We start from the raw sequence: 20,800 nt of genomic DNA, 5'->3' as shown, positions 1-20,800 counted from the left end.
CGCGCCACCACCGGAACCGGCCGGGCTCCCGGTGCCCTCGCCTGCCGGGGCCGTTAATGTGGCTGCCAGGTCGGTGAGACGGCTTTCGGTGGTGCGTGGGGGTTTGGAGGGTCGCCGGTGAGTGGTTCCGGGGAGTCGGGGGAGGCCCGCGTGCGGCTGCCGCAATTGCGGTTGGACGAGTTGCTGGGGGAGCTGCAGGCGCGTCTCGACGCGGCGCGGGGCACCCGGGACCGGGTGCACAGTCTGCTGGAGGCGGTGCTCGCGGTCGGCCGGGAGCTGGACCTGGAGCAGGTGCTGTACAGCATTGTGGACGCCGCGGCGACGCTGGTGGACGCCGAGTACGCGGCGCTGGGCGTGATCGGTCCGGACGGCAGGCGGCTGTCGGCGTTCCACACCGTCGGGGTGAGCGAGGAGGGGATCGCGCGGATCGGCCCGTTCCCCGAAGGCCACGGGATCCTGGGCGAGCTGATCCGGCATCCGGAACCGCTGCGGCTGACGAAGCTGTCGGAGCACCCGGCGTCGTACGGCTTCCCGGAGCACCATCCGCCGATGAACACGTTCCTCGGCGTTCCGATCCGGGTGCGGGAGCAGGTCTTCGGCAATCTGTACCTGACCGAGAAGCGCGGCGGCCTGGAGTTCGACGAGGACGACGAGGCGGTGCTCGCCACGCTGGCGGTCGCGGCGGGCGTGGCGATCGACAACGCGCGGCTGTACGAGGAGTCGCGGCTGCGGGAGCGCTGGCTGCGGGCGATGGCGGAGATCACGCAGAGCCTGATGTCGGGTGCCGACCAGGCTGAGGTCCTGGGGCTGATAGCCGAGCGCGCGCGGGAGATCACGGGGGCGGCGCTGGCGGCGATGTCGACGCCGGTGAGGGAGACCGGGACGCTGAGCGTGGAGCTGGCGATCGGCCAGGAGTCGGAGGCGCACCGGGGCCTTGTGCTGCCGGTGGAGGGCACGCTGACCGGCGAGGCCTTCGCCGGCGGGGTACCGGTGAGCAGCCCGGACATCTCGCGTGACCCGCGGGTGACGGCGGGTCCGCCCCGGTTCGCGGGCCTGGGTCCCGCGGTGGCGGTGCCGGTAGGAGGCCCGGGCGATCATGTGCGCGGGGTGGTCCTGCTCGTGCGGGAGGCCGGCGGGAACGACTTCTCCAGCAAGGAGCTGGAGCTGCTGAAGGGATTCGCGGCGCAGGCCGCCGTGGCGATGGAGCTGGCCGGGCGGCGGCGGGACGCGGAGCAGATCGCGCTGCTGGAGGACCGCGACCGGATCGCCCGGGACCTGCACGACCTCGCCATCCAGCGGTTGTTCGCGACGGGCATGACCCTGCAGAGCGCGGGCCGGTTCATCGACCATCCGGGGGCCAAGGAACGGGTGCTGCGCGCGGTCGACGACCTGGACGAGACGATCAAGATCGTCAGGTCGACGATCTTCGGTCTGCGGGCGCACGACGAGGAGGCGGGCGCCGGACTGCGGACGCGGGCGGTGCAGGTGGTCGGAAAGGCCGCGCCGGTGCTCGGGTTCGCCCCCGGGGTGCGGATGGAGGGGTTGCTGGACACCCATGTGACGCGGGAGACCGCGGACGAGGTGGTGGCGGTCCTGTCGGAGGCGCTGACGAACGTCGCCCGGCACGCGCACGCCGACCGCGCGGAGGTGGCGCTGGAGACCGACGGCCGCAGCGTACGGCTGACGGTCACGGACAACGGCGTGGGGATCCCCGTCGGGGGGCGCCGCAGCGGCCTGTCCAACATGGCCGAACGGGCCCGCCGGCTCGGCGGCGGCCTGGAGTGGACCACACCCGAGGGCGGCGGCACGAAGCTGGTCTGGCACGCGCCGGTGGGCTCCGCGGAGTCCACGCGGTCCTCGTCGAAGGCGTGACCGGGGCCGCGTCGGGGGAGTGACCGGGGTTTCACCCGGGAAGTGACCGCGGCGCCGGTGGGCGCGGCACGGCCGCGGGACGGATCAGCCGGGCCGGTCGTGATCGGGGCGCACCTCGTGGTCCGGGCGCACCACGACCACCGGGCAGGCCGCGTGCTGGGCGCAGCGCTGGCTGACCGAGCCCAGCATCGCGCGGGCGAAGCCGCCCCGGCCCCGGCTGCCCACGACGAGGACGTCCGCGCCCGCCGAGGCGCGGATCAGCACCTCCGAGGGATCGCCCTCGACCAGGTACTCCGCGAGGTGCGCGGGGCGGTCGTCGCCGAAGACACCCCGCAGGCCCTCCGCGAAGCGCTCCCGGGCCTGCTCCAGGTCGAACTCGGGATCGATCGCGGGGCCGGTCCAGCCGATGGCCGACGGCGTGTCCCAGGCGTGGATCGCCTCCACGACACCGCCGACGAGCCGCGCGTAGTCCGCCGCCCAGCGCAGCGCCGCGCACGAGGACGGCGAACCGTCCACGCCCACGACCACCCGGCGTCGCGGTTCGGAGGGTTGCATGGCCACCTCACTGAGCAGTCGTTGTGCCTACGTCCACGCTGCCCGGCCCGGGGCGACCGTGCCAGCCAGGACCCGTCCCGGTCAGGGGGCCGGTCGGCCCTGGCGCGGGACCAGCGGCCCATGGCCGCCACGGCGGCCGACGGCAATCCTCGGAAGCGGATCACCTGATCAACGGACCAACAGATCACCTGATCAACGGATCACCTGATCATCGAAGTGCCCCGTCGCGGCAGCGCCGCAGGAGGTGGGAGTCCATGCCCCGCACCGTCACCGTCGGTCTCGACGGCTCGCCCGAGAGCCGGGCCGCCGCCGAATGGGCGGCGCGGGAGGCCGCGATGCTCGGACTGCCGGTACGGCTCGTCCACGTGCGGGAGCCGGCGCCCGGGCCCCTGGCGCAGGCACCGCTGCTCGGTGCGGAGACGCACCAGCACTGGACCGGGAGGGTGCCCCACGAGGCCGCCGAGCGGCTGCGATTGCGCCATCCGGGTGTCGAGGTGCGCGCCGAGCAGTTGTCCGGACGTCCCGCCGAGGTGCTCACCGAGGAGGCGGCCGGCGCCGAACTCCTCGTGCTCGGCTCGCGCGCCCTCGGCGGGGTCGGCGGCTTCCTGGTCGGCTCGGTCGGACTGTCCGTCCTCGCGCACGCCGAGCGACCCGTCGTACTCGTACGGGCCGGGGAACAGACGGCCGACGAGCAGGAATCGAACCCGTCCGACGTCCCCTCCGCCGCGGCCGCTCGCCGGCCCGTCGTCCTGGGCCTCGACACCGCGCACCCGGACGAGGACCTGATCCGGTTCGCCTTCGAGGCGGCCGCCCGCCGCGGCACGTCGCTGCGCGTCGTGCACGGCTGGTACCCGCCGCTGTACTACGGCTACGGCGTGCCCGCCGACGCCGAACTGCTCACCTCGCCCGCGGTGGCCGAGGCCGCCGCGCTGACCGAGGCGCTGTGCCCCTGGCGGCGCAAGTACCCGGACGTCGAGGTCGCCGAGGTATCCCGCCCCGGCAGCGCCGCGGAACTGCTCGTCGACGCCTCTCGCGAGGCATCCCTCGTCGTCGTGGGCCGGCGCGTGCGCCGCAACCCCCTGGGCGCCCGCGTCGGGCACGTCACCCACGCCGTCCTGCACCACGCCGCCGCCCCCGTCGCGGTCGTCGCCCACCCCTGACCGCCGACCGGTCGGCCCCTGACCGCCATCCGAACCACCGCCCCCGAGCCGCACACGAGCCGCCCCGACCCGCACGAGCACCGACGCCCGAACACCGACACGGGCATCGCCACCGGCACCGGCACCACGAGCACAGCCCACCGAACACCACAGGACCCCCATCCGAGGAGTGAGGATCATGAAGGCTGCGGTCGTACGGACCTTCGGCGAACCCCTGGTCGTCGAGGAGCGCCCGGACCCCGAGCCAGGACCCGGCCAGGTGCGCGTCCGCGTCGAGGCCTGCGGGCTGTGCCACACCGACATCCACGCCGCCCACGGCGACTGGCCGGTCAAACCGAACCCGCCGTTCGTGCCCGGCCACGAGGGCGTCGGCCTCGTGGAGAAGCTCGGCGAGGGCGTCACCCACCTGGCAGTGGGACAGCGGGTGGCCGTGCCGTGGCTCGGCCACGCCTGCGGTCGCTGCGAGCACTGCCTGTCCGGCTGGGAGACGCTGTGCGAGCAGCAGATCAACACCGGATACGGCTGCGACGGCGGCTACGCCGAGAAGATGACGGCCTGGGCGGACTTCGCGCAGCCGGTGCCGGACGGTGTCTCCCCCCTCGACGCGGCCCCGCTGACCTGCGCGGGCGTCACCACGTACAAGGCGCTCAAGGTCGCCGGCGTCCGGCCGGCCCAGCTCGTGGCGATCTCCGGGGTCGGCGGACTCGGCCACCTGGCCGTGCAGTACGCCAGGATCGCCGGCGCCCGTGTCGCCGCGATCGACGTCACCGACGACAAGCTCGAACTCGCCGCCGAACTCGGCGCGGACCTCCTCATCGACGCCCGCGCCCAGGACGTCGGCCGGGAACTCAAGCGGTACGGCGGCGCCCACGCGGCCATCGCGCTCGCGGTGAGCGAGGCCGCCTTCGAGGCGGTCGCCTCCGGGTTGCGGCGCGGCGGCAAGCTCGTCATGGTGGCCCTGCCGGCGCAGGGCACGGTCCGGGTGCCGATCTTCGACACCGTGCTCGGCGGCACCTCCGTGATCGGCTCGATCGTCGGCACCCGGCAGGACCTCGCCGAGGTCTTCCAACTGCACGCGGAGGGCCGCACCCGGGTCATCAGGGAGAGCCGCCCGCTCGCCGCCGTCAACGAGTCCATCGACGAGGTGCTGCGCGGTCAGGTCAAGGCCCGCATCGTGTTCGACCTCGGAGAGGGAGGCTGAGGACCATGGATCTGCCGCTGGTCGTCGGAGTCGACGGTTCCGAATCCAGCCTGCGGGCCGCTGACTGGGCCGCAGACGAGGCCGCCCTGCGCGCGGTGCCGCTGCGGGTCGTCTACGCCTCGCTCTGGGAGCGCTACGAGGGCGCCGCGCTCGCCCGCGAACTAGGCAAGCCGGACGACCAGGTGGAGGCCGAGGAGGTGGTCGCGGCCGCCGCCCGGCGCGCCCGCGCCCGCCACCCCGACCTGCCGATCAGCAGGGCCGCGCTGCCCGAGGCGCCCGAGTACGCGCTGGTGCGGGAGGGCAAGAACGCCTCCGCCCTGGTCGTGGGCGCCCGCGGCCGCAGCGCGGTCGTCGATCTGCTGCTGGGTTCCGTCAGCCTGTGGGTGGCCGCGCACGCCGACTGTCCCGTGATCGTGATCCGCGGCAGCCACGACAACCAGGCCCGCACCCCGGTGCACGGCCGTGTCGTCGTCGGTGTCGGGGACCGGTCCGCGGCGGCGGTGCGCTTCGCCGCCGAGGAGGCCCTGCGCCGCGGGGCCGAACTGGAGGCCGTACGGGCCTGGCGGTGCCCCGCGCACGAGGCCCTCGACCATCCGCTGATCGGCGGGGAGCCCGAGCGGGTGTACGAGGAACGGGCCGTCGACGCCCTGGAGTCGGCGCTGCGGGACGTGCCGCCGGAGGTGAAGGTGCGCCGGCGCACCGCGGAGGGAACCGCCCGCCGGGTGCTGCTGGACGCCTCGCCGGGCGCGGACCTGCTCGTGGTCGGGACCCGGCGCAGGTCGGGACGGTTCGGGCTCCAGCTCGGCCGGGTCGCCCACACCGCGCTGCACCACTCGGCCTGCCCGGTGGCCGTGGTGCCCGAACGGGCGTGAGGTCACAGGTCCGCCGTGCGGTCGGGGACGTAGGTCTGAAGATCGCGCGGCGGCCGCTCGTAGCCGGTCGGCGCCGGCCGCTCGGGCAGCCGCAGCACCATCGGTGAGACCTCGTGGTACGGCACGGTGCCGAGCAGATGGGCGATCATGTTCAGCCGGGCGCGGCGCTTGTCGTCGCTCTCGACGACGTACCACGGTGCCTCGGAGATGTCCGTGTGCACCATCATCTCGTCCTTGGCCCGCGAGTACGCCTCCCAGTGCGTGATGGACTCCAGGTCCATCGGCGACAGCTTCCAGCGCCGCAGCGGGTCCTCCAGACGGCGCCGGAAACGCTCCTGCTGGACGGCGTCGCTCACCGAGAACCAGTACTTGCGCAGCAGGACCCCGTCCTCCACCAGCATCCGCTCGAAGATGGGGCACTGGCGCAGGAACCGCTGGTGCTCCTCCTTGCTGCAGAAGCCCATCACATGCTCGACCCCGGCCCGGTTGTACCAGGACCGGTCGAACAGCACGATCTCCCCGGCGGCCGGCAACTGCTCGACGTACCGCTGGAAGTACCACTGGGTGCGCTGGCGTTCGGTCGGCGCGGGCAGTGCCACGATCCGGGCGATGCGCGGGTTGAGGTGCTCGGTCACCCGCTTGATGGTGCCGCCCTTTCCGGCCGCGTCCCGCCCCTCGAACACGACGATCAGCCGGGCCCCGGTGACCCGCACCCATTCCTGGAGCTTGACCAACTCAGTCTGAAGGCGCAGGAGTTCGTTCTCGTAGGTCTTGCGCGGCAGCGCCGCCCTGTTGTCGGCCGTCACAGCAGGACACCGTACGTTCCGGCGGGCGCGGACGCACCCGGGCGGACGCGCTGACGACGGGCGCCGCTCATGCCGACGTCAGGGGCCTCGCCGCCCCCTCCGGCCGGGCGTGATGGGCGGTGAACCAGTCCCGGGCCAGCTCCGCCACCGTCTTCACCGTGTCCGGTGCGGTGAACAGGTCGGCGGCGCCGCGGACGGGGACCACGCGATGGTCGCAGCACATCCAGTCCGCCGCGAGCCGGTTGAGGCCGAGGAGCCGTGTGTCCAGGGCGCCGACGACGAACAGGCAGGGTGCGCGCACCCGGGCAAGCGCCGAGGGAGGGGCCAGATCGGGGCGGCCGCCGAGGCAGACGACGGCGCGGACGTCGTCGTGCGCCGCGGCCTCCACCGCGGCGCCGGCTCCCGTACCCGCCCCGCAGTGACTGACGGGCAGCCCGGTCTCCCGGCGCAGCCAGTCGGTGGCGGCCCGCAGGCGCCCGGCCAGCAGCACGATGTCGAAGACGTTGTGCGGGGTGCGCTCCTCGTCCTCGGTGAGCAGGTCGATCAGCAGCGTCCCCAGACCCGCCCGGCGCAGGACGGCGGCGACGCGCTGGTGGGGCGGGCGGTGCCGGCCGCTGCCGCCGCCGAGGGCGTAGGCCACCGCCACCGGCGGTGTGGGCGGCAGGGCGAGCCGGGCGGCCAGGCGCACCGGTCCTGCCGGGACCTCCACCTCCCGGTCCGGCGAGGGGGCTTCCGCAGCGGGCTCGGGGAGCGGTCCGGCGGCGGTCGTGGCGGTCGCGGTGGTCCGCCGGGTCTCGGCGAGCAGCGTGGCGACCTCGGCGTCGGTGACGTGCCCGGAGTCCGTGTACCAGGCGCCGACCGAACCGAGGTGGCGCAGCGGCTGGAGACAGACGACCTGGTCGGCCACCGCGCGCAGATGCGGCAGCGCCGCCTCAGGTCCGACCGGGACCGCGAGGACCACCTCCGCGGCGCCGCGGGTCCGGGCCACCCGGCAGGCGGCCTCCGCGGCGGCGCCGGTCGACAGCGAGTCGTCCACGACGAGCGCGGTCCGCCCGGCCACGGACAGCGGCGGGAGGCTGTCACGCAAGTGCCGCAGCCGGCGCTCCAGTTCGGCACGCTCGGCGCGTTCGACGGTCTCCCGCCCGGCGGGATCGAGGCCGCTCTCGCTCAGGACGGCCCGGTCGATGACGCGTACGCCGTGCTCACCGAGGGCGCCGAATCCGAGTTCCGGCTGCCAGGGCACGCGCAGCTTGCGCACCACGGCCAGGTCCAGCGGTGCGTCCAGGTGCCGGGCCACCTCGAAGGCCACCGGGACGCCGCCCCGGGGCACTCCGAGCACCACCACGTCCTCGTCGCGCAGGTATTCCAGGCACCGGGCCAGGCGCCGTCCCGCGTCCGCGCGGTTCTCGTAGCGCATGCGCCGCCACCTCCTCGTACATGGTCCTGGCGGCGCGGCGGCAAACCGCCTCGACTCCATTCGAACGCTTCCGGCGTGCGCCCGCCTCCGGGGCGGGCCGCGTCGCCTCGGCGGTCAGCTCGCCGTCCGGTCCCAGCGGGGGCCGACGACGTCCCACTGCGCGCTCCACAGGTCGTGGCGGCGCCGGTCCAGCCGCCGGCGGACCAGAGCCGTCGTCCCGTACGTCAGTCCGCCGAAGGCGAGCGCCGCCGCGGTGCCGAACAGGGCGGCCTGCGCGGTCGCCTCCGCCGGGCCGGGCGGCTCGGCCGCCAGGAAGCCCCGGCCGTCCTGCCACACGGCGACCGCCGCACCGGCGGGCAGGTCCGTGCCCACCAGGGCCTGCCCGGTGCGGGTGGCGCCGTCGGGGCCGGTCCAGCGGACCTTCACCGGTGTTTGGTAGCTCACGTCGCCCGTCGACGCGGTCCCCGGGGCGGCCGTGAGCAGCACGGCCCGCACGGGCTGCCGGTCGGCACGCTGCCGGGCGAACTCCTGGCCCGCGGCGCGTCCCGCCGCCGTCCCGGCGACCACACCGCCGACCACGATCACCACCCACATCACGAGGATCGCCCACGCCTCGACGATGTCCTCGTGACGGCGCAGCGGACTGCGGCGCCATCGCCACAGCCTCCGCCGCGTGCGCCCGTGGCGCGTCCTGCCGCTCACCGGTGCCGCCTCCCTTTCTCTCCTCCGCGTCTCCCGCTCACCGGACGTTCCCGGCGCATGCGTCATCCCGGTCCCGCGGCGACCACCCCCTGCCGGGAGATCGGCCCGGCGCCCGGGGACTCCCCGAACTCCGGCAGCACCTGGAAGACACCGGTCAGGCCGGTGTGGCGCAGAATCCGCCGGAACGAAGAACTGCCGCTGACCAGCCGCAGCCGGCCACCGCGCGCGGCCACACGGTTGCGGACCCGGCACAGCAGACCGAGCCCGGCGCAGTCGATGAAAGGCACCGGCCGCAGATCGAGGACCAGGTCCGGCCGGGGCCCGTCGGTCAGCGTGTCGAGGCGCGCGGCGAGGGACAGCCTCGTGACCAGGTCGACGTCGCCGCTCAGGGTCACGACGGTCGTGGTGCCGACCGTGCGTTCCGCATGGCTGTCGGCGGGCCCGGTGGGACGTTCGGACATGCCGCCAGCCAAGCCGGTCCCGCCGGGTGCGCGGAAGGGCCGTTCGGTCCTCTTCGCGGCGGCCGAGGAGCCCGCGGGCGACCCCGCTTCCCGGTACGCGCCCCCCGGTGAGTGGTCGATGGGGCCGACCGGCCCATGCGGAACCCCCGGACGTCGGAGAAGCTGAAGGCGTGGGCGGTCCCGGTGCCGGTGCCACGCCCCGAGCACGGCCCACGCCCACCGGCCGCGGACGGCCGGGACCCGGCCGGCCGATCAAGAAGGTCGATCGCCCGGGAAGGCGGTCCGACCGCGAAGGCCGACCGGGAAAGCCGTTCGACCACGGCGGACGTCCGGACGCGTCGGGTGTCCGACCTGGACGGTCGTCCGAGAAGGCCGTTCACGACGGCCGCCCGACCGGAGGGCCGTCCGTCCGCGAAGGCCACCGGTCCCGGAACGAAGAGGGTGAGGTTTTCGGCATGAAAGGCTACGTCTTCCACGGCCCCGGGCAGTCCGCCTGGGAGGAGGTCCCCGACCCGGACCTCGACGAGGCCACCGACGCCGTCGTCCGCGTCGACGCCGTGACCATCTGCGGGACCGACCTGCACATCCTCAAGGGCGATGTGCCCGAGGTCCGCCCCGGCACGGTGCTGGGACACGAGGCCGTCGGCGAGATCGTCGAGGTCGGCGCCGAGGTACGCACCGTACGGCCCGGCGACCGCGTCCTCGTCTCCTGCATCACCGCCTGCGGCCGGTGCCCCTTCTGCCGCGAGGCCATGTACAGCCAGTGCCGCGGCGGCGGGGGATGGATCCTCGGCCACCTGGTCGACGGCACCCAGGCGGAGTTCGTCCGGGTGCCCTTCGCCGACCTCTCCGTGCATCCGCTGCCCGCCGCGGTGACCGACGCGGACGCCGTGCTGCTGGCCGACATCTTCCCCACCGCCTACGAGGTCGGCGTTCTCAACGGGCGGGTACGCCCCGGGGACACCGTCGTCGTGGTCGGCGCCGGGCCCATCGGACTCGCGACGATCGCCACCGCCCGGCTGTTCGCGCCCGAGCGGATCATCGTCGTAGACCTCGCCGCCGCCCGTCTGGAGGCCGCCCGCAAACTCGGCGCCGAGGCCGTCGCCGACGCGCGCGAGGCCCCCGAGCAACTGGTCGAGGACCTCACCGGAGGCCTCGGCGCCGACGTGGTCGTCGAGGCGGTGGGCGTACCGGAGACCTTCGAGCTGTGCACGCGCATGGTGCGGCCCGGAGGGCACGTGGCCAACGTCGGAGTGCACGGCAAGCCCGCCACCCTGCATCTGGAGGACCTGTGGAGCAGGAACGTCACCCTCACCACGGGCCTGGTCGACACCCGCTCCACGCCCACCCTGCTGCGGATGGCGGCGGCCGGCCGGCTGCCCACCTCCCAGCTCGTCACGCACACGTTCCCGATGGAGCGCATGGAGGAGGCGTACGACGTCTTCGCCCACGCCGCCGAGACGGGAGCCCTGAAGGTCGTGCTCGGCGGGCCGCGGCGCGAGGTCGTCCCGGTGCCCGCGGCCTGACGGGCAGGACCGCGGGCGCGTACGCGCGGGAGACACCCACGCAGGAGACACCCAGGAGACGCGGTGCGGAACGGCCGCACGCGCTCCGCCAGGCGGAAAGACGGATGACTGATGTATCGCAACGACGGGTTCCGTGAGCTCGGGCGGCAGGAGTGCCTTCGGCTGCTGGCCAAGGCGCCGGTGGGCCGTATCGTCCACACGCGGCACGCCCTGCCCGCGGTGCTCCCCGTCAACTTCGCCCTGGACGGCGACGGCGCGGTGCTGCTGTGCACCTCGGCCACCTCCGAACTGGTCCGCGCGATCGACGGCGCGGTGGTCGCCTTCGAGGCCGACGAGGTGGACGCGGTCGCGCACTCCGGATGGAGCGTCGTCGTCACCGGTCCCGCCTCGGTGGTGACCGACCCGGCCGAGCACCGGCGCCTGCTCCACGGCGGCCCGCGCTCCTGGGTGCCCTCGCCGCGGGTGGTGTTCGTCCGTATCGAACCGGAACTGGTCACGGGCCGTGAACTCGTCGGCGGACTCAGCGTGTACGGCCTGGACTCCGTCGTCTGACCCCCGGACCGTCCCCCTCGTCGGCCCGCCCCCTTGTCAGTCCCCTCTTCCTCTTTTCCTCGAATTTTCCTCGAATTTTCCTCGAACCCGCCGGAGGACGCCATGCAGGGTTCCCAGTACACCGTCGGCGACGTCATGACCCCGACCGTCGTCGCCCTGGCAGGTGGAGCGATGTTCAAGGAGATCGTGCGGACCATGGAGGAGTGGGGTGTCAGCGCGATGCCCGTGCTGGACGGCCGGCGCCGGGTGCTCGGCGTCGTCTCCGAGGCCGATCTGCTGCGCAAGGAGGAGCTGCGCGAGGACGAGCAGGACCTGCCCGGCGGGCCGCCGCGGCTCGTGGCCGGTCCGGGCTCGGCCAAGGCCCGGGCCGTGACCGCCGAGGAGCTGATGAACACCCCGGCCGTCACCGTCCACCCCGCCGCCACCCTGGGCGGGGCCGCCCGCCTCATGGCCCGGCACGGCGTCAAGCGCCTCCCGGTCGTCGGCGACGACGGCGTGCTCGTCGGCATCGTCAGCCGCTCCGACCTGCTCAAGGTGTTCCTCCGCGGCGACGAGGACATCGCCGAGGACGTGCGCCGCCAGATAGTCGCCGCCGGTTTTCTGGCGGATTCGGTGGGCGTGGCGGTGCGCGAGGGCGTGGTCGCCCTCACCGGCCGGCTCCCGGACGCCTCCCTGATCCCGCTCGTCGTCCGTCTGGCGCGCGCCGTGGGGGGAGTGGTGGACGTGCGGTGCGACGACCTCACGGGACCACGCCGCCGCCCCCTCCTGGAACCCGATCTGGCGCACGAGCAGCCGTCGTCCCGCGCCACGGGGACGGGGACCGGACCCGAGACCTGACGGCAGGGGGGCCGAACGGCCCTTCGAAGGACCGAACCGCTCTCGCGCCGTGCCGTGCCGGATGCGACGGTGAAGGTGGCGGACGCTGCCGCAGAAGGGCGGCAGCCCCGGTGGAAGGCGGTGGGGTCGATGGAACTGCCCCTGGTGGTGGGTGTCGACGGGTCGGACCCGAGCCTGACAGCGGTGGACTGGGCGGTGGGTGAGGCCGCCCGGTTCGGACTGCCGCTGCGCCTGGTGTACGCGTCCCTGTGGGAGCGGTACGAGGGCGCGATGCCGTCGGGGACCGTGGAACGTTCCTCGGAGCAGGTGATGGCGGATCACGTCGTCGCGTCCGCCGCGGAGCGCGCCCGGCGGCGCGACCCGGAGGTGAAGGTGTCCACCGAGGTCCTGCCGCAGGACGCGGTCACCGCCCTGCTCGGCGAGGCCGCCAACGCCTCCGCGCTGATCACCGGCTCCCGCGGGCGGGGACAGCTGAAGGGGCTGCTGCTGGGCTCGGTCGGCCTTGCCGTGGCGGCCCGGGCGCACTGCCCTGTGGTCGTGGTCCGCGGCGACCCGGCGGGCCTGGCCGGTACCCACGAGCGGATCCTGCTCGCCGCGGGCGACGCCGACACCGGGCACGAGGCCGTGCGGTTCGCGTTCCGGGAGGCCGAGGTGCGCGGCTGCGTCCTCGACGTCGTACGTGCCTGGCGGCGTCCCGTGCACGAGGGCGTCGGCAACCCGCAGCTCGCCGACGAGCCGGCCCAGCGGCACGAGGAGCACGCCGCCGCCGTCCTCGAGGAGCTGCTGCGCGAACCGGAGACCGAACACCCGACGGTACGGGTGCGCCCCGCGACGGTCGAAGGCCCGGCGCACCGGGTGCTCGTGGACCGCTCGGCCGCCGCCGACCTGGTGGTCGTCGGGGTGCGGCGCAGGGAGGGCCACTTCGGTCTACAGCTCGGCCGGACGGCTCACACCCTCCTGCACCACGCGCACTGCCCGGTGGCCGTCGTACCGCAGGGGGTGTGACCGCGCGGTGCCGGCGCGGACGGCGCCGACCTGGGCGTACGACGGCTACGACCCCGCGAAGGAGCGGCTCAGGGAGGCCCTGTGCACCCTGGGCAACGGCCGCTTCGCGACCCGCGGGGCCCTGCCGGAGTGCGCCGCGGACGAGACGCACTACCCGGGCACCTATCTGGCCGGCTGCTACAACCGGCTCGTCTCCCACGTCGCCGGCCGCCAGGTCGAGAACGAGGATCTGGTCAACCTGCCCGACTGGCTGCCGCTGCGCTTCCGCCTCACCGGCGGAACCTGGCTCACCCCGGACACGGCGCCAGTCCTCGATCACCACCAGGTCCTGCACCTGGACCCGGGCGTACTGGAACGCCGCACCCGCTACGGGCTCGGCGACGGGCGGACGCTGACCGTGCGCCAGCAGCGGATCGTGCACATGGCCGACCCGTATCTGGCCGCCCTGAGCACCGAGTTCACCGCCGAGGGCGGCCCGGCCGACCTGGAGGTGGAGGCGGCGCTCGACGGCGGCGTGACGAACGCCGGGGTACGCCGCTACCAGGACCTGGACGGCCGCCACCTCACCCAGGTGCACACCGGCGGCGCGGCCGCGGACACGGTGTGGCTGCGCTGCCGGACCCGTACCTCCGACATCCGGATCGGCCTGGCCGCCCGACTGACCTGCGACCCGCCGGCCGGGCCGGTCGACACCCGCCACGAGCATCCGCGCGCGATCCAGCGGACGCGCCTCGACCTGGCACCCGGCCGGACCGCCACCCTGGACAAGACCGTCGCCCTGCACACCTCCCGCGACCCGGCGATCAGCGATCCGCTGGACGCGGCGATCGACCGGGTGGCCGCGGCGCCCGGTTTCGCCGAGCTGCTGGAGAGCCACCGGACGGCGTGGGGGCGCATGTGGCGCCGGGCCGCCATCGACGTCCCCGGGGAGCCGGGGCGCATCCTGCGTCTGCACCTCTTCCACGTGCTCCAGACCCTGTCCCCGAACACCGCCGACCTCGACGTCGGCGTACCCGCCCGCGGTCTGCACGGCGAGGCCTACCGCGGCCATGTCTTCTGGGACGAGCTGTTCGTCCTGCCGTATCTGAACCTGCACTTCCCCGAGGTCTCCCGCGCCCTGCTGCACTACCGGCACCGTCGCCTGGAGCGGGCCTGCTCGGCGGCGCGCGCGATCGGCCGGCGCGGCGCGATGTTCCCGTGGCAGAGCGGCAGCGACGGCCGGGAGGAGACCCAGCGACTGCACCTGAACCCCCGCTCGGGCCGCTGGCTGCCGGACCACTCGCACCTCCAGCGCCATGTCGGCTCGGCGGTCGCCTACAACGTGTGGCGGTACTGCGAGGCGAGCGGCGACGCGGAGTTCCTGCACACCAAGGGCGCCGAGACGCTGTTCCGGATCGCCCGCTTCTGGGCCGACTCGGCAACCTGGGACGAACATCTGGGACGCCATCGCATCCTCGGCGTGATGGGCCCCGACGAGTACCACGACGCCTACCCGGACGCAGAGCGGCCCGGCCTCGACGACAACGCCTACACCAACGTCACGGCGGCCTGGGTGCTCGACCGCGCGCTCGAAGTGCTGCGTGTCCTGCCCGAGCCGCGCCGCCGTGAACTCGTCGAGCGCACGGGCGTGGACGACGCCGAACTCGATCATTGGGAGCACGTCTCCCGCACGCTGCACGTGCCCTTCCACGACGGTGTCGTCAGTCAGTTCGAGGGGTACGGCGGACTGGCCGAGTTCGACTGGGCCGGCTACCGCGAACGCTACGGGGACATCCGCCGTCTGGACCGGATCCTGGAGGCCGAGGGCGACAGCGTCAACCGCTACAAGGCGTCCAAGCAGGCCGACGTGCTCATGCTCGGCTACCTGTTCTCCCCGGCCGAGCTGTGCGCGCTCCTCGGCCGCCTGGGCCACCGCCTCGACGACGACCTGTGGCGGCGCACCGTCGACTACTACCTGGACCGCACCTGCCACGGCTCCACCCTCAGCGGCCTGGTGCACGGCTGGGTCCTGGCCCGCGCCCGCCGGGCGGAGGCCTGGACCTTCGTCCAGGAGGCCCTGCGCGGCGACATCGCCGACCTCCAGGGCGGCACCACCGGCGAGGGCATCCACCTCGGCGCCATGGGCGGCACCCTCGACCTCGTGCAGCGCGGCCTCACCGGTCTGGAGACCCGTGAGGGCGCGCTGTGGCTCGACCCCGCCCCGCTGCCGGAACTGTCCTCCTACGGCGTCTCGATCCGCTACCGGGAGCACTGGGGCGTGGGGCTGCGTCTTGAGCACGGCCGGATCCGGATCGCCGTGCCCGAGTCCAACGGCTCCCCGATCGACGTACGTCTGGCCGACCGCGCCGTCAGTGTCCAGCCGGGCGAGACGTGCGTCCTGGTGCTGCCCGACTGAACCCCCTTCCCGGACCCTCCCGGACTCTCCTCGCCACCGCCCCGAAGGGGCGCGGAAATACCCCCGGGGGTACTCGTGCTACTGTCGGCACGAGATACCCCCGGGGGTAATTCTTCGCTAGGAAGGGAGCGTCCTGTGTTCTTCGTCGAGACCATCGAGCTGGCAGGACTCGGCAACCGCAGCTACCTGGCCGGAGGCGAGCGCGCGGCGGTGGCGGTCGACCCGCCCAGGGACGTCGACCGGGTGCTCGCGGCGGCGGCCCGGCGCGGAGTGCGCATCGCCTGCGTCGTCGAGACCCACGTCCACAACGACTACGTCTCCGGCGGCCTGGAACTCGCCCGGCTGACCGGAGCCGACTACCTCGTCCCGGAGGGCGCCCGCGTCAGCTTCGCGCGCACCCCCGTCCGCGACGGCGACACGGTGATCGTCGACGACGACGCCCGGCTGACCCTGCACGCCCTGGCCACCCCGGGACACACCCCGCATCACACCTCGTACGTCCTGCGCGAGGCCGGCACCGCCCTCGCCGTGTTCACCGGCGGCTCGCTGCTGATCGGCACCGTCGGCCGCCCCGACCTGGTCGAACCGCGGCTGACCGAGGACCTGGCCCGTGCCCAGCACGCCTCCGCCCACCGGCTCGCCGACGCGCTGCCCGACGCCACCGAGGTGCTGCCCACCCACGGCTTCGGCAGCTTCTGCTCCTCCGGGCAGGCGGAGGGCGACAGCACGACCATCGGCCGGGAGCGGGTGGTCAACGACGCGTTCACCCGCGACGTCGACGCCTTTGTGGCGGACCTGCTCGCGGGCCTGGACGACATCCCCGCGTACTACACGCACATGGGCCCGGCCAACGCCGCCGGACCCGAGCCGGTCGACCTCACCCCGCCCGCCGTCGCCGACCCCGAGGAGATAGGCGGCCGGCTGGCCGCGGGGGAGTGGGTCGTCGATCTGCGCAACCGGGTCGCCTTCGCCGAAGGGCACGTAGCGGGGTCGTTCAACTTCGAGGCCGAGGGCAAGCTCGCCACCTACCTGGCCTGGCTGGTGCCCTGGGGCAAGCCGGTGACGCTGCTCGCCGCGACGGCCGCGCAACTGGCCGACGCGCAGCGCGAGCTGGCCCGGGTCGGCATCGACCGCCCGGCCGCCGCGGCCACCGGCGGGCCGTCCGACTGGCTCCGCCCGGGCGAGGAGCCCGCCTCCTTCCCGCGGGCCACCTTCGCGGACCTCGCCGAGCGGCACTCGGCGAAGGGCGTCGTCGTACTGGACGTGCGGCGCGACTCCGAACGGGCCGACGGCTTCGTCGAGGGCTCGGTGCACATCCCCGTCCACCAGCTGCACCGGCGGACCGGCGAGGTGCCCGACGGCCAGGTGTGGGTGCACTGCGCGGGCGGCATGCGCGCCGCCGTGGCCGCCTCCCTGCTCGACGCGGCGGGCCGTGACGTGGTCGCCGTGGACGACGGGTTCGAGTCCGCGGAGAAGGCCGGACTCACCGTACGGACCGCACCGGAGGGACAGTGCCGATGAGCCAGGTCCGCCGCGGTCCCTCCCGTATCACCGCCCCGGAGGCCGCCGCACGCACGGACCACGCTCCGACGGGCGGCGCGCCCGGCGGCGCCGTGCTCGTGGACGTGCGGGAAGCGCGGGAATGGCGCGCGGGACACGCTCCCGGCGCGCTGCACCTCTCCCTGAGCGCGCTCGCCTCGGGCGCCGGCGTGCCACCCGAGGCGCGCGGGCGGCTCCTGGTCGTCGTCTGCCGCTCCGGCAACCGCTCCCGGCAGGCCGTCGAACTGCTGACCGCCCGAGGCGCCGAGGCCGTCGACGTGATCGGCGGGATGCGCGACCGGGTACGGGCCGGACTGCCCGTGGTGGACCAGCGGGGCGAGGACGGCACGATCGCGTGAGTGCTCTGCTTCTCGCCCTGGCCGCCGGGGCCGTCACCGGCCTGGCGCTGGGCGCGCTCGGAGGCGGCGGCAGCGTCCTGGCCGTCCCCGCGCTGATCTACCTGCTCGGCTTCACCCCGGCCGCGGCCACCACCGCGAGCCTGGTCGTCGTCACCGTCACCTCCGCCACCGCGCTCGTCGCACACGCCCGCGACGGCCATGTGCGATGGCGCACCGGACTGGCGTTCGCCGCCGCGGGCATCGGCCCGGCGATGCTGGGCGGCGCGGTCGCCGGACGGCTGCCGGACGCCGTGCTGACCGCCGCCTTCGCGCTGGTCGCGGCGGTCGCCGCGGCCCGGATGCTGCGCCCGCGCCCGGCGCGGGAGGAAGATCGTCCGGTACGGCACGGGCGGGCGGCGGCCGCCGGCGCCGGACTCGGCGCGGTCACCGGAGTGCTCGGCGTCGGCGGCGGCTTCCTCGCCGTCCCCGTCCTGGTGGGCGTGGTCTCCCTGCGCATGCGCGAGGCCGTGGGCACCAGCCTGCTGGTCATCACCGTCAACTCACTGGCCGCGCTGGCGCTGCGGGCCGGAACGGTCGACGGGCTGGACTGGGCGGTGATCGCGCCGTTCGCCGGTGCGGCGGTCCTCGCCGCCTGGGACGGCAGGCGGCTGGCCGCCAAGGTGTCCGGGCCGGTGCTGCAGCGGATCTTCGCCGTGGCGCTTCTTGCGGTGGGGGCCTTCATGCTCGTCGACGCGGTGGCCTGATGAGCGCCGCCCGGCCGGGCCACTTGAGGGGCCCGCTCTCACGCCAGCGACAGGAACAGCTTCTCCATACGGGCCCGCATCTGCGCGGGGTCCTGGCCGTTCGTCCGCCCCGCCTCGATGTCGGCCACGCACTTCTGCAGGCCGGTGGCGATGATGGCGAAACCTGCGCGGTCCAGGGCGCGGGAGGCGGCGGCGAGCTGTGTCACGACCTCCTCGCAGTCCCGGCCCTCCTCGATCATCCGGATCACCCCGGAGATCTGGCCCTGCGCCCGGCGCAACCGGTTCAGCACGGCCTTGAGGTCCGTGCCCTCGAGCTCCAGTTCCACGATCACTCCTCGCAAAATACCCCTGGGGGTACTGTACGTCCGTCCTCGGGACGACGTCGACCACCCCACCGACCGGAAAGGACCCGTTCCGCCGTGACCGTTCCCTCCACCCCCGTCTCCCTGGCCGTCGAGCAGGCGCGCTCACGGCTCGACGAGCTGACCGTCATCGACGTGCGCACGCCCGGCGAGTATGCCTCCGGACACCTCCCCGGCGCGCTCAACGTCCCACTGGACCGCGTAGGGCAGGCGCTGCCCGAGATACGGCACGCGGCGGAGCGCCGCGAGATCCTCGTCGTCTGCGCCTCGGGCGCCCGCTCGGCCAAGGCCTGCGTCTACCTGGCACGGCAGGGCGTCGCCACCGCCACCCTCACCGGCGGTACGGGCGCCTGGGGGGCGGCGGGTCACGAGCTGCACCGGCCGACGGCCTGCGAGACCCCGGCCGGCTGGAGCATGGAACGCCAAGTGCGTTTCACGGCCGGAACGTTGGTGCTGCTCGGGCTCGCACTCGGACTGCTTGTCCACCCGGCCCTGCTGATCCTTCCGGCGGGCGTGGCGGGCGGACTGGTCTTCTCCGCCCTCACCGACACCTGCGGCATGGCCGTCCTGCTCGCGAAACTCCCCCACAACCGGCCGCGTGCGGCCCGGCTCGACGCGACGCTCGAGACGCTGCGGAGCAGGTGAGACCGCGGGGCGACCGACCGGCCGCCCCGCCCCGACCGGCCGCCCCCGGTGGCCCGGACTCACTCGACGGGGCCCTCCTCGTGTTCCAGCAGATGCCCCATGCGGTCGCAGAACAGATGGCCGAACAGGGCGCCGCCGTAGACGACGAACCCCGCGCCGACCAGCCAGGACTCCACCACCAGGATGGTGCCGATGGCGCCGTAGCTGAACGCGTTGGTCACGATCAGCGGGGTGAACACCAGGAACGAGAAGGCGCGCAGGCCGACCAGGCCGACCATGGTGGCGAGGGCGCCGGGGAAGAGGAGCCGCCAGCGCACCTGGCGGCCGAGCAGGAAGTGCGGGCCCCACCAGAAGAACAGCACGCCGACGCCCACGCTCAGCAGCATGCGGTAGGTCCCGTCGAACACCGTCCGGGTGAGCACCTGCATGTACAGGTACACCATGAGCGCGACCAGCCAGACGGCCTGCCGCCAGATCCGGTGCCAGGGCCCGGCGGGCAGCCGCCACACCCGCTCATAGGCGTTCTGCACGCTCGACGCGAAGGACACGCCGAACACCGCGAGCAGCACCAGGCCCCACGCGCTGGTGCTGCCGGCCACCTTGCGGGCCGGGCTGAAGACCTCCGAGAGCACGTCGGCGGACCGGCCGGACAGGTCCATGCCGTCCACCAGCCACAACGCGAACCCGCCGTGGTGCAGCGGATCGAGCGCGGCCACCACGATCAGCAGCGGGGCCAGGGTGACCAGGGAGAGCGTGGCGAACCCCATCGCCCGGTGCATGAGCTCCAGCCGCTTGCCGCGCCGGTAGAGCTCAGCGGCCCACCCCAGGTGAGTCGTCGGGCGGTCGGAGGACTTCCGCTTGCTCAACTCGGCCGCCGCGAACGCCCGTCACGGAGGCCGGTGCCGCTCGACGCCGGAGGGGACGGGGTGGGACATGACATGGCGACGGCGCCTCCTCTCCGGGGCACGGGTGACCGGCGCCCGGCCCGCGCAAACCCAACATCGCGACCCGTCCGCCCGGCCGCACCACAGGCAGGCGTGGGTCCGACAGGTTCCGGGAAGGACCTGCGCGGTGCGCCGCCCCTCAGCACTTCCATCGTCGCGCCGCTGTCCCGCACGGGCACACCGGGAGCGCGGGCACCCCCTTCGCGCCTCGTCGTCCGCGTGCCCAGGCCCCTCCCGCCCGTGGACGAGAAGGGCCCTCCTTCACTGATGGCGAGGCCGGGCCTCAGCGCATCCTGGTGGTACAGACCATGTGCTCCGAGACCCAGACCCTCTTGCCGTGGCGGGTCGTGAAGTAGTGTCCCTTGACCTTGTGACAGTTGTGGTGCGCTGTCCCGTACGAGGTGGTGCTCTTGGCGGGCGCTGCCGATGCTGTGCCCACGGAGGCCACGGCGGCGCCACCCGCCATGACGCCCGCAGCGAGGCCGGTGGCCAGTGCGCGTGTGAGTCGACGTCGCATTACTGGCTCCCTTTCGCTTGGGAATCAGGTACGTTGCCCATTTTCGTCCCTCCCTCGGGCCCTTGCATCAGCGCTGGTGGGCGGGCCGGGACCGGGCCCGGCGGGCGGGTGCCGCAGGCGTCCGGAGCGTCGTACGGGGTCATTTCGCACGGTGGGATGCGCAGTTCGGGCTCCCCCCTGGGGCGGCGCGCGGGTCCGGAGTCCCGCGCCCCCGGGTCCGTTCCGCACCGTACAAAGCCGGGCGGTCGCTCGCCATACTGGACGGGGGCCCTCCCGCGGATCAGGCCGGTGCCGGGAAGGGGCCAGGGGGCGGCCCGGACGGGGTACGCC

Annotated in this window: 21 protein-coding genes; 13 read left to right on the top strand and 8 right to left on the bottom strand. The window is 74.1% G+C overall.

What is annotated here, in order from left to right:
* The first annotated feature begins 117 nt into the window (after positions 1 to 117).
* The gene (locus tag ACIP4X_RS31355) at positions 118 to 1,872 is read left to right on the top strand and encodes a GAF domain-containing sensor histidine kinase (RefSeq protein WP_358733713.1); all 1,755 of its coding nucleotides are present in this window, start codon (positions 118 to 120) and stop codon (positions 1,870 to 1,872) included.
* An 84-nt stretch (positions 1,873 to 1,956) separates the two neighbouring features.
* On the opposite strand, the gene ACIP4X_RS31350 is transcribed toward ACIP4X_RS31355, so the two are convergent.
* The gene (locus tag ACIP4X_RS31350; RefSeq protein ID WP_358733714.1) at positions 1,957 to 2,427 is read right to left on the bottom strand and encodes a universal stress protein; all 471 of its coding nucleotides are present in this window, start codon (positions 2,425 to 2,427) and stop codon (positions 1,957 to 1,959) included.
* Positions 2,428 to 2,681: 254 nt separating this feature from the next.
* Between ACIP4X_RS31350 and ACIP4X_RS31345 the strand changes: the two genes are divergently transcribed.
* The 3 genes from ACIP4X_RS31345 to ACIP4X_RS31335 all read left to right on the top strand — a co-directional run bounded on the left by ACIP4X_RS31345 (position 2,682) and on the right by ACIP4X_RS31335 (position 5,660).
* Positions 2,682 to 3,587, top strand: coding sequence for a universal stress protein (locus tag ACIP4X_RS31345; protein ID WP_358733716.1), 906 nt, complete (start codon positions 2,682 to 2,684; stop codon positions 3,585 to 3,587).
* A gap of 178 nt (positions 3,588 to 3,765) precedes the next feature.
* Positions 3,766 to 4,788: an alcohol dehydrogenase AdhP gene (gene adhP / locus ACIP4X_RS31340; protein WP_358733717.1), complete on the top strand. Its 1,023-nt coding sequence runs from the start codon at positions 3,766 to 3,768 to the stop codon at positions 4,786 to 4,788.
* A 5-nt stretch (positions 4,789 to 4,793) separates the two neighbouring features.
* Entirely contained in the window at positions 4,794 to 5,660 is an 867-nt protein-coding gene (locus ACIP4X_RS31335; RefSeq protein WP_358733719.1) for a universal stress protein, read from the top strand.
* A gap of 2 nt (positions 5,661 to 5,662) precedes the next feature.
* Here the strand turns inward: ACIP4X_RS31335 and ppk2 are convergent, their stop codons facing one another.
* The 4 genes from ppk2 to ACIP4X_RS31315 all read right to left on the bottom strand — a co-directional run bounded on the left by ppk2 (position 5,663) and on the right by ACIP4X_RS31315 (position 9,046).
* Positions 5,663 to 6,466, bottom strand: a complete 804-nt coding sequence (ppk2, locus tag ACIP4X_RS31330; RefSeq protein WP_358733721.1) for a polyphosphate kinase 2 — start codon at positions 6,464 to 6,466, stop codon at positions 5,663 to 5,665.
* Between the two features lie 67 nt (positions 6,467 to 6,533).
* A complete protein-coding gene (locus ACIP4X_RS31325) occupies positions 6,534 to 7,883 on the bottom strand; it encodes a phosphoribosyltransferase family protein (protein WP_358733723.1) in 1,350 nt (449 codons plus the stop codon).
* Positions 7,884 to 7,997: 114 nt separating this feature from the next.
* A complete protein-coding gene (locus ACIP4X_RS31320) occupies positions 7,998 to 8,585 on the bottom strand; it encodes a hypothetical protein (RefSeq protein WP_401351571.1) in 588 nt (195 codons plus the stop codon).
* 62 nt (positions 8,586 to 8,647) lie between these two features.
* Positions 8,648 to 9,046 (bottom strand): STAS domain-containing protein, encoded by a 399-nt coding sequence (locus ACIP4X_RS31315; protein ID WP_358733727.1) that lies wholly within the window; start codon positions 9,044 to 9,046, stop codon positions 8,648 to 8,650.
* Between the two features lie 455 nt (positions 9,047 to 9,501).
* On the opposite strand from ACIP4X_RS31315, the gene ACIP4X_RS31310 reads away from it, so the two are divergent.
* The 8 genes from ACIP4X_RS31310 to ACIP4X_RS31275 all read left to right on the top strand — a co-directional run bounded on the left by ACIP4X_RS31310 (position 9,502) and on the right by ACIP4X_RS31275 (position 18,002).
* A complete protein-coding gene (locus ACIP4X_RS31310; protein WP_358733729.1) occupies positions 9,502 to 10,572 on the top strand; it encodes a zinc-dependent alcohol dehydrogenase family protein in 1,071 nt (356 codons plus the stop codon).
* A gap of 111 nt (positions 10,573 to 10,683) precedes the next feature.
* Entirely contained in the window at positions 10,684 to 11,124 is a 441-nt protein-coding gene (locus ACIP4X_RS31305; protein ID WP_358733731.1) for a pyridoxamine 5'-phosphate oxidase family protein, read from the top strand.
* 102 nt (positions 11,125 to 11,226) lie between these two features.
* Positions 11,227 to 11,961: a CBS domain-containing protein gene (locus tag ACIP4X_RS31300; protein ID WP_358733733.1), complete on the top strand. Its 735-nt coding sequence runs from the start codon at positions 11,227 to 11,229 to the stop codon at positions 11,959 to 11,961.
* Positions 11,962 to 12,090: 129 nt separating this feature from the next.
* The gene (locus ACIP4X_RS31295) at positions 12,091 to 12,966 is read left to right on the top strand and encodes a universal stress protein (protein ID WP_358733735.1); all 876 of its coding nucleotides are present in this window, start codon (positions 12,091 to 12,093) and stop codon (positions 12,964 to 12,966) included.
* Positions 12,967 to 12,973: 7 nt separating this feature from the next.
* Entirely contained in the window at positions 12,974 to 15,361 is a 2,388-nt protein-coding gene (locus ACIP4X_RS31290; protein WP_401351567.1) for a glycoside hydrolase family 65 protein, read from the top strand.
* A 135-nt stretch (positions 15,362 to 15,496) separates the two neighbouring features.
* On the top strand, positions 15,497 to 16,882 hold the full coding sequence (locus ACIP4X_RS31285) for a rhodanese-like domain-containing protein (protein WP_401351565.1): 1,386 nt from the start codon (positions 15,497 to 15,499) through the stop codon (positions 16,880 to 16,882).
* Positions 16,879 to 17,259, top strand: a complete 381-nt coding sequence (locus ACIP4X_RS31280) for a rhodanese-like domain-containing protein (protein WP_358733740.1) — start codon at positions 16,879 to 16,881, stop codon at positions 17,257 to 17,259. The genes ACIP4X_RS31285 and ACIP4X_RS31280 overlap by 4 nt, the downstream gene beginning before the upstream one ends.
* Positions 17,256 to 18,002 (top strand): TSUP family transporter, encoded by a 747-nt coding sequence (locus ACIP4X_RS31275; protein ID WP_391459149.1) that lies wholly within the window; start codon positions 17,256 to 17,258, stop codon positions 18,000 to 18,002. Before ACIP4X_RS31280 ends, ACIP4X_RS31275 begins: the two co-directional genes overlap by 4 nt.
* A gap of 38 nt (positions 18,003 to 18,040) precedes the next feature.
* Here ACIP4X_RS31275 and ACIP4X_RS31270 read toward each other — a convergent pair whose 3' ends face one another.
* Positions 18,041 to 18,328 carry a metal-sensitive transcriptional regulator gene (locus ACIP4X_RS31270; protein ID WP_326801077.1) on the bottom strand — a complete coding sequence of 96 codons (288 nt, stop codon included), beginning with the start codon at positions 18,326 to 18,328 and terminating at the stop codon, positions 18,041 to 18,043.
* A gap of 93 nt (positions 18,329 to 18,421) precedes the next feature.
* On the opposite strand from ACIP4X_RS31270, the gene ACIP4X_RS31265 reads away from it, so the two are divergent.
* A complete protein-coding gene (locus ACIP4X_RS31265; protein WP_401351563.1) occupies positions 18,422 to 19,009 on the top strand; it encodes a rhodanese-like domain-containing protein in 588 nt (195 codons plus the stop codon).
* A gap of 59 nt (positions 19,010 to 19,068) precedes the next feature.
* On the opposite strand, the gene ACIP4X_RS31260 is transcribed toward ACIP4X_RS31265, so the two are convergent.
* On the bottom strand, positions 19,069 to 19,875 hold the full coding sequence (locus tag ACIP4X_RS31260) for a ribonuclease BN (RefSeq protein ID WP_358733743.1): 807 nt from the start codon (positions 19,873 to 19,875) through the stop codon (positions 19,069 to 19,071).
* Between the two features lie 361 nt (positions 19,876 to 20,236).
* Complete coding sequence (locus ACIP4X_RS31255) at positions 20,237 to 20,470, bottom strand: hypothetical protein (protein WP_100571208.1); 234 nt, start codon at positions 20,468 to 20,470, stop codon at positions 20,237 to 20,239.
* Between the last annotated feature and the right edge of the window lie 330 nt (positions 20,471 to 20,800).

This window comes from Streptomyces sp. NPDC088817, from assembly GCF_044750345.1.
GTDB lineage: Bacteria > Actinomycetota > Actinomycetes > Streptomycetales > Streptomycetaceae > Streptomyces.
This window is presented reverse-complemented; position numbering and strand designations above follow the sequence as displayed.

Coding starts and splice junctions, on each gene's coding strand:
- ACIP4X_RS31300 (WP_358733733.1), top strand. CDS start 11,227: ATGCAGGGTTCCCAGTACACCGTCGGCGACGTCATGACCCCGACCGTC.
- ACIP4X_RS31325 (WP_358733723.1), bottom strand. CDS start 7,883: ATGCGCTACGAGAACCGCGCGGACGCGGGACGGCGCCTGGCCCGGTGC.
- ACIP4X_RS31255 (WP_100571208.1), bottom strand. CDS start 20,470: ATGCGACGTCGACTCACACGCGCACTGGCCACCGGCCTCGCTGCGGGC.
- ACIP4X_RS31350 (WP_358733714.1), bottom strand. CDS start 2,427: ATGCAACCCTCCGAACCGCGACGCCGGGTGGTCGTGGGCGTGGACGGT.
- ACIP4X_RS31305 (WP_358733731.1), top strand. CDS start 10,684: ATGTATCGCAACGACGGGTTCCGTGAGCTCGGGCGGCAGGAGTGCCTT.
- ACIP4X_RS31295 (WP_358733735.1), top strand. CDS start 12,091: ATGGAACTGCCCCTGGTGGTGGGTGTCGACGGGTCGGACCCGAGCCTG.
- ACIP4X_RS31280 (WP_358733740.1), top strand. CDS start 16,879: ATGAGCCAGGTCCGCCGCGGTCCCTCCCGTATCACCGCCCCGGAGGCC.
- ACIP4X_RS31345 (WP_358733716.1), top strand. CDS start 2,682: ATGCCCCGCACCGTCACCGTCGGTCTCGACGGCTCGCCCGAGAGCCGG.
- adhP (WP_358733717.1), top strand. CDS start 3,766: ATGAAGGCTGCGGTCGTACGGACCTTCGGCGAACCCCTGGTCGTCGAG.
- ACIP4X_RS31315 (WP_358733727.1), bottom strand. CDS start 9,046: ATGTCCGAACGTCCCACCGGGCCCGCCGACAGCCATGCGGAACGCACG.
- ACIP4X_RS31335 (WP_358733719.1), top strand. CDS start 4,794: ATGGATCTGCCGCTGGTCGTCGGAGTCGACGGTTCCGAATCCAGCCTG.
- ACIP4X_RS31310 (WP_358733729.1), top strand. CDS start 9,502: ATGAAAGGCTACGTCTTCCACGGCCCCGGGCAGTCCGCCTGGGAGGAG.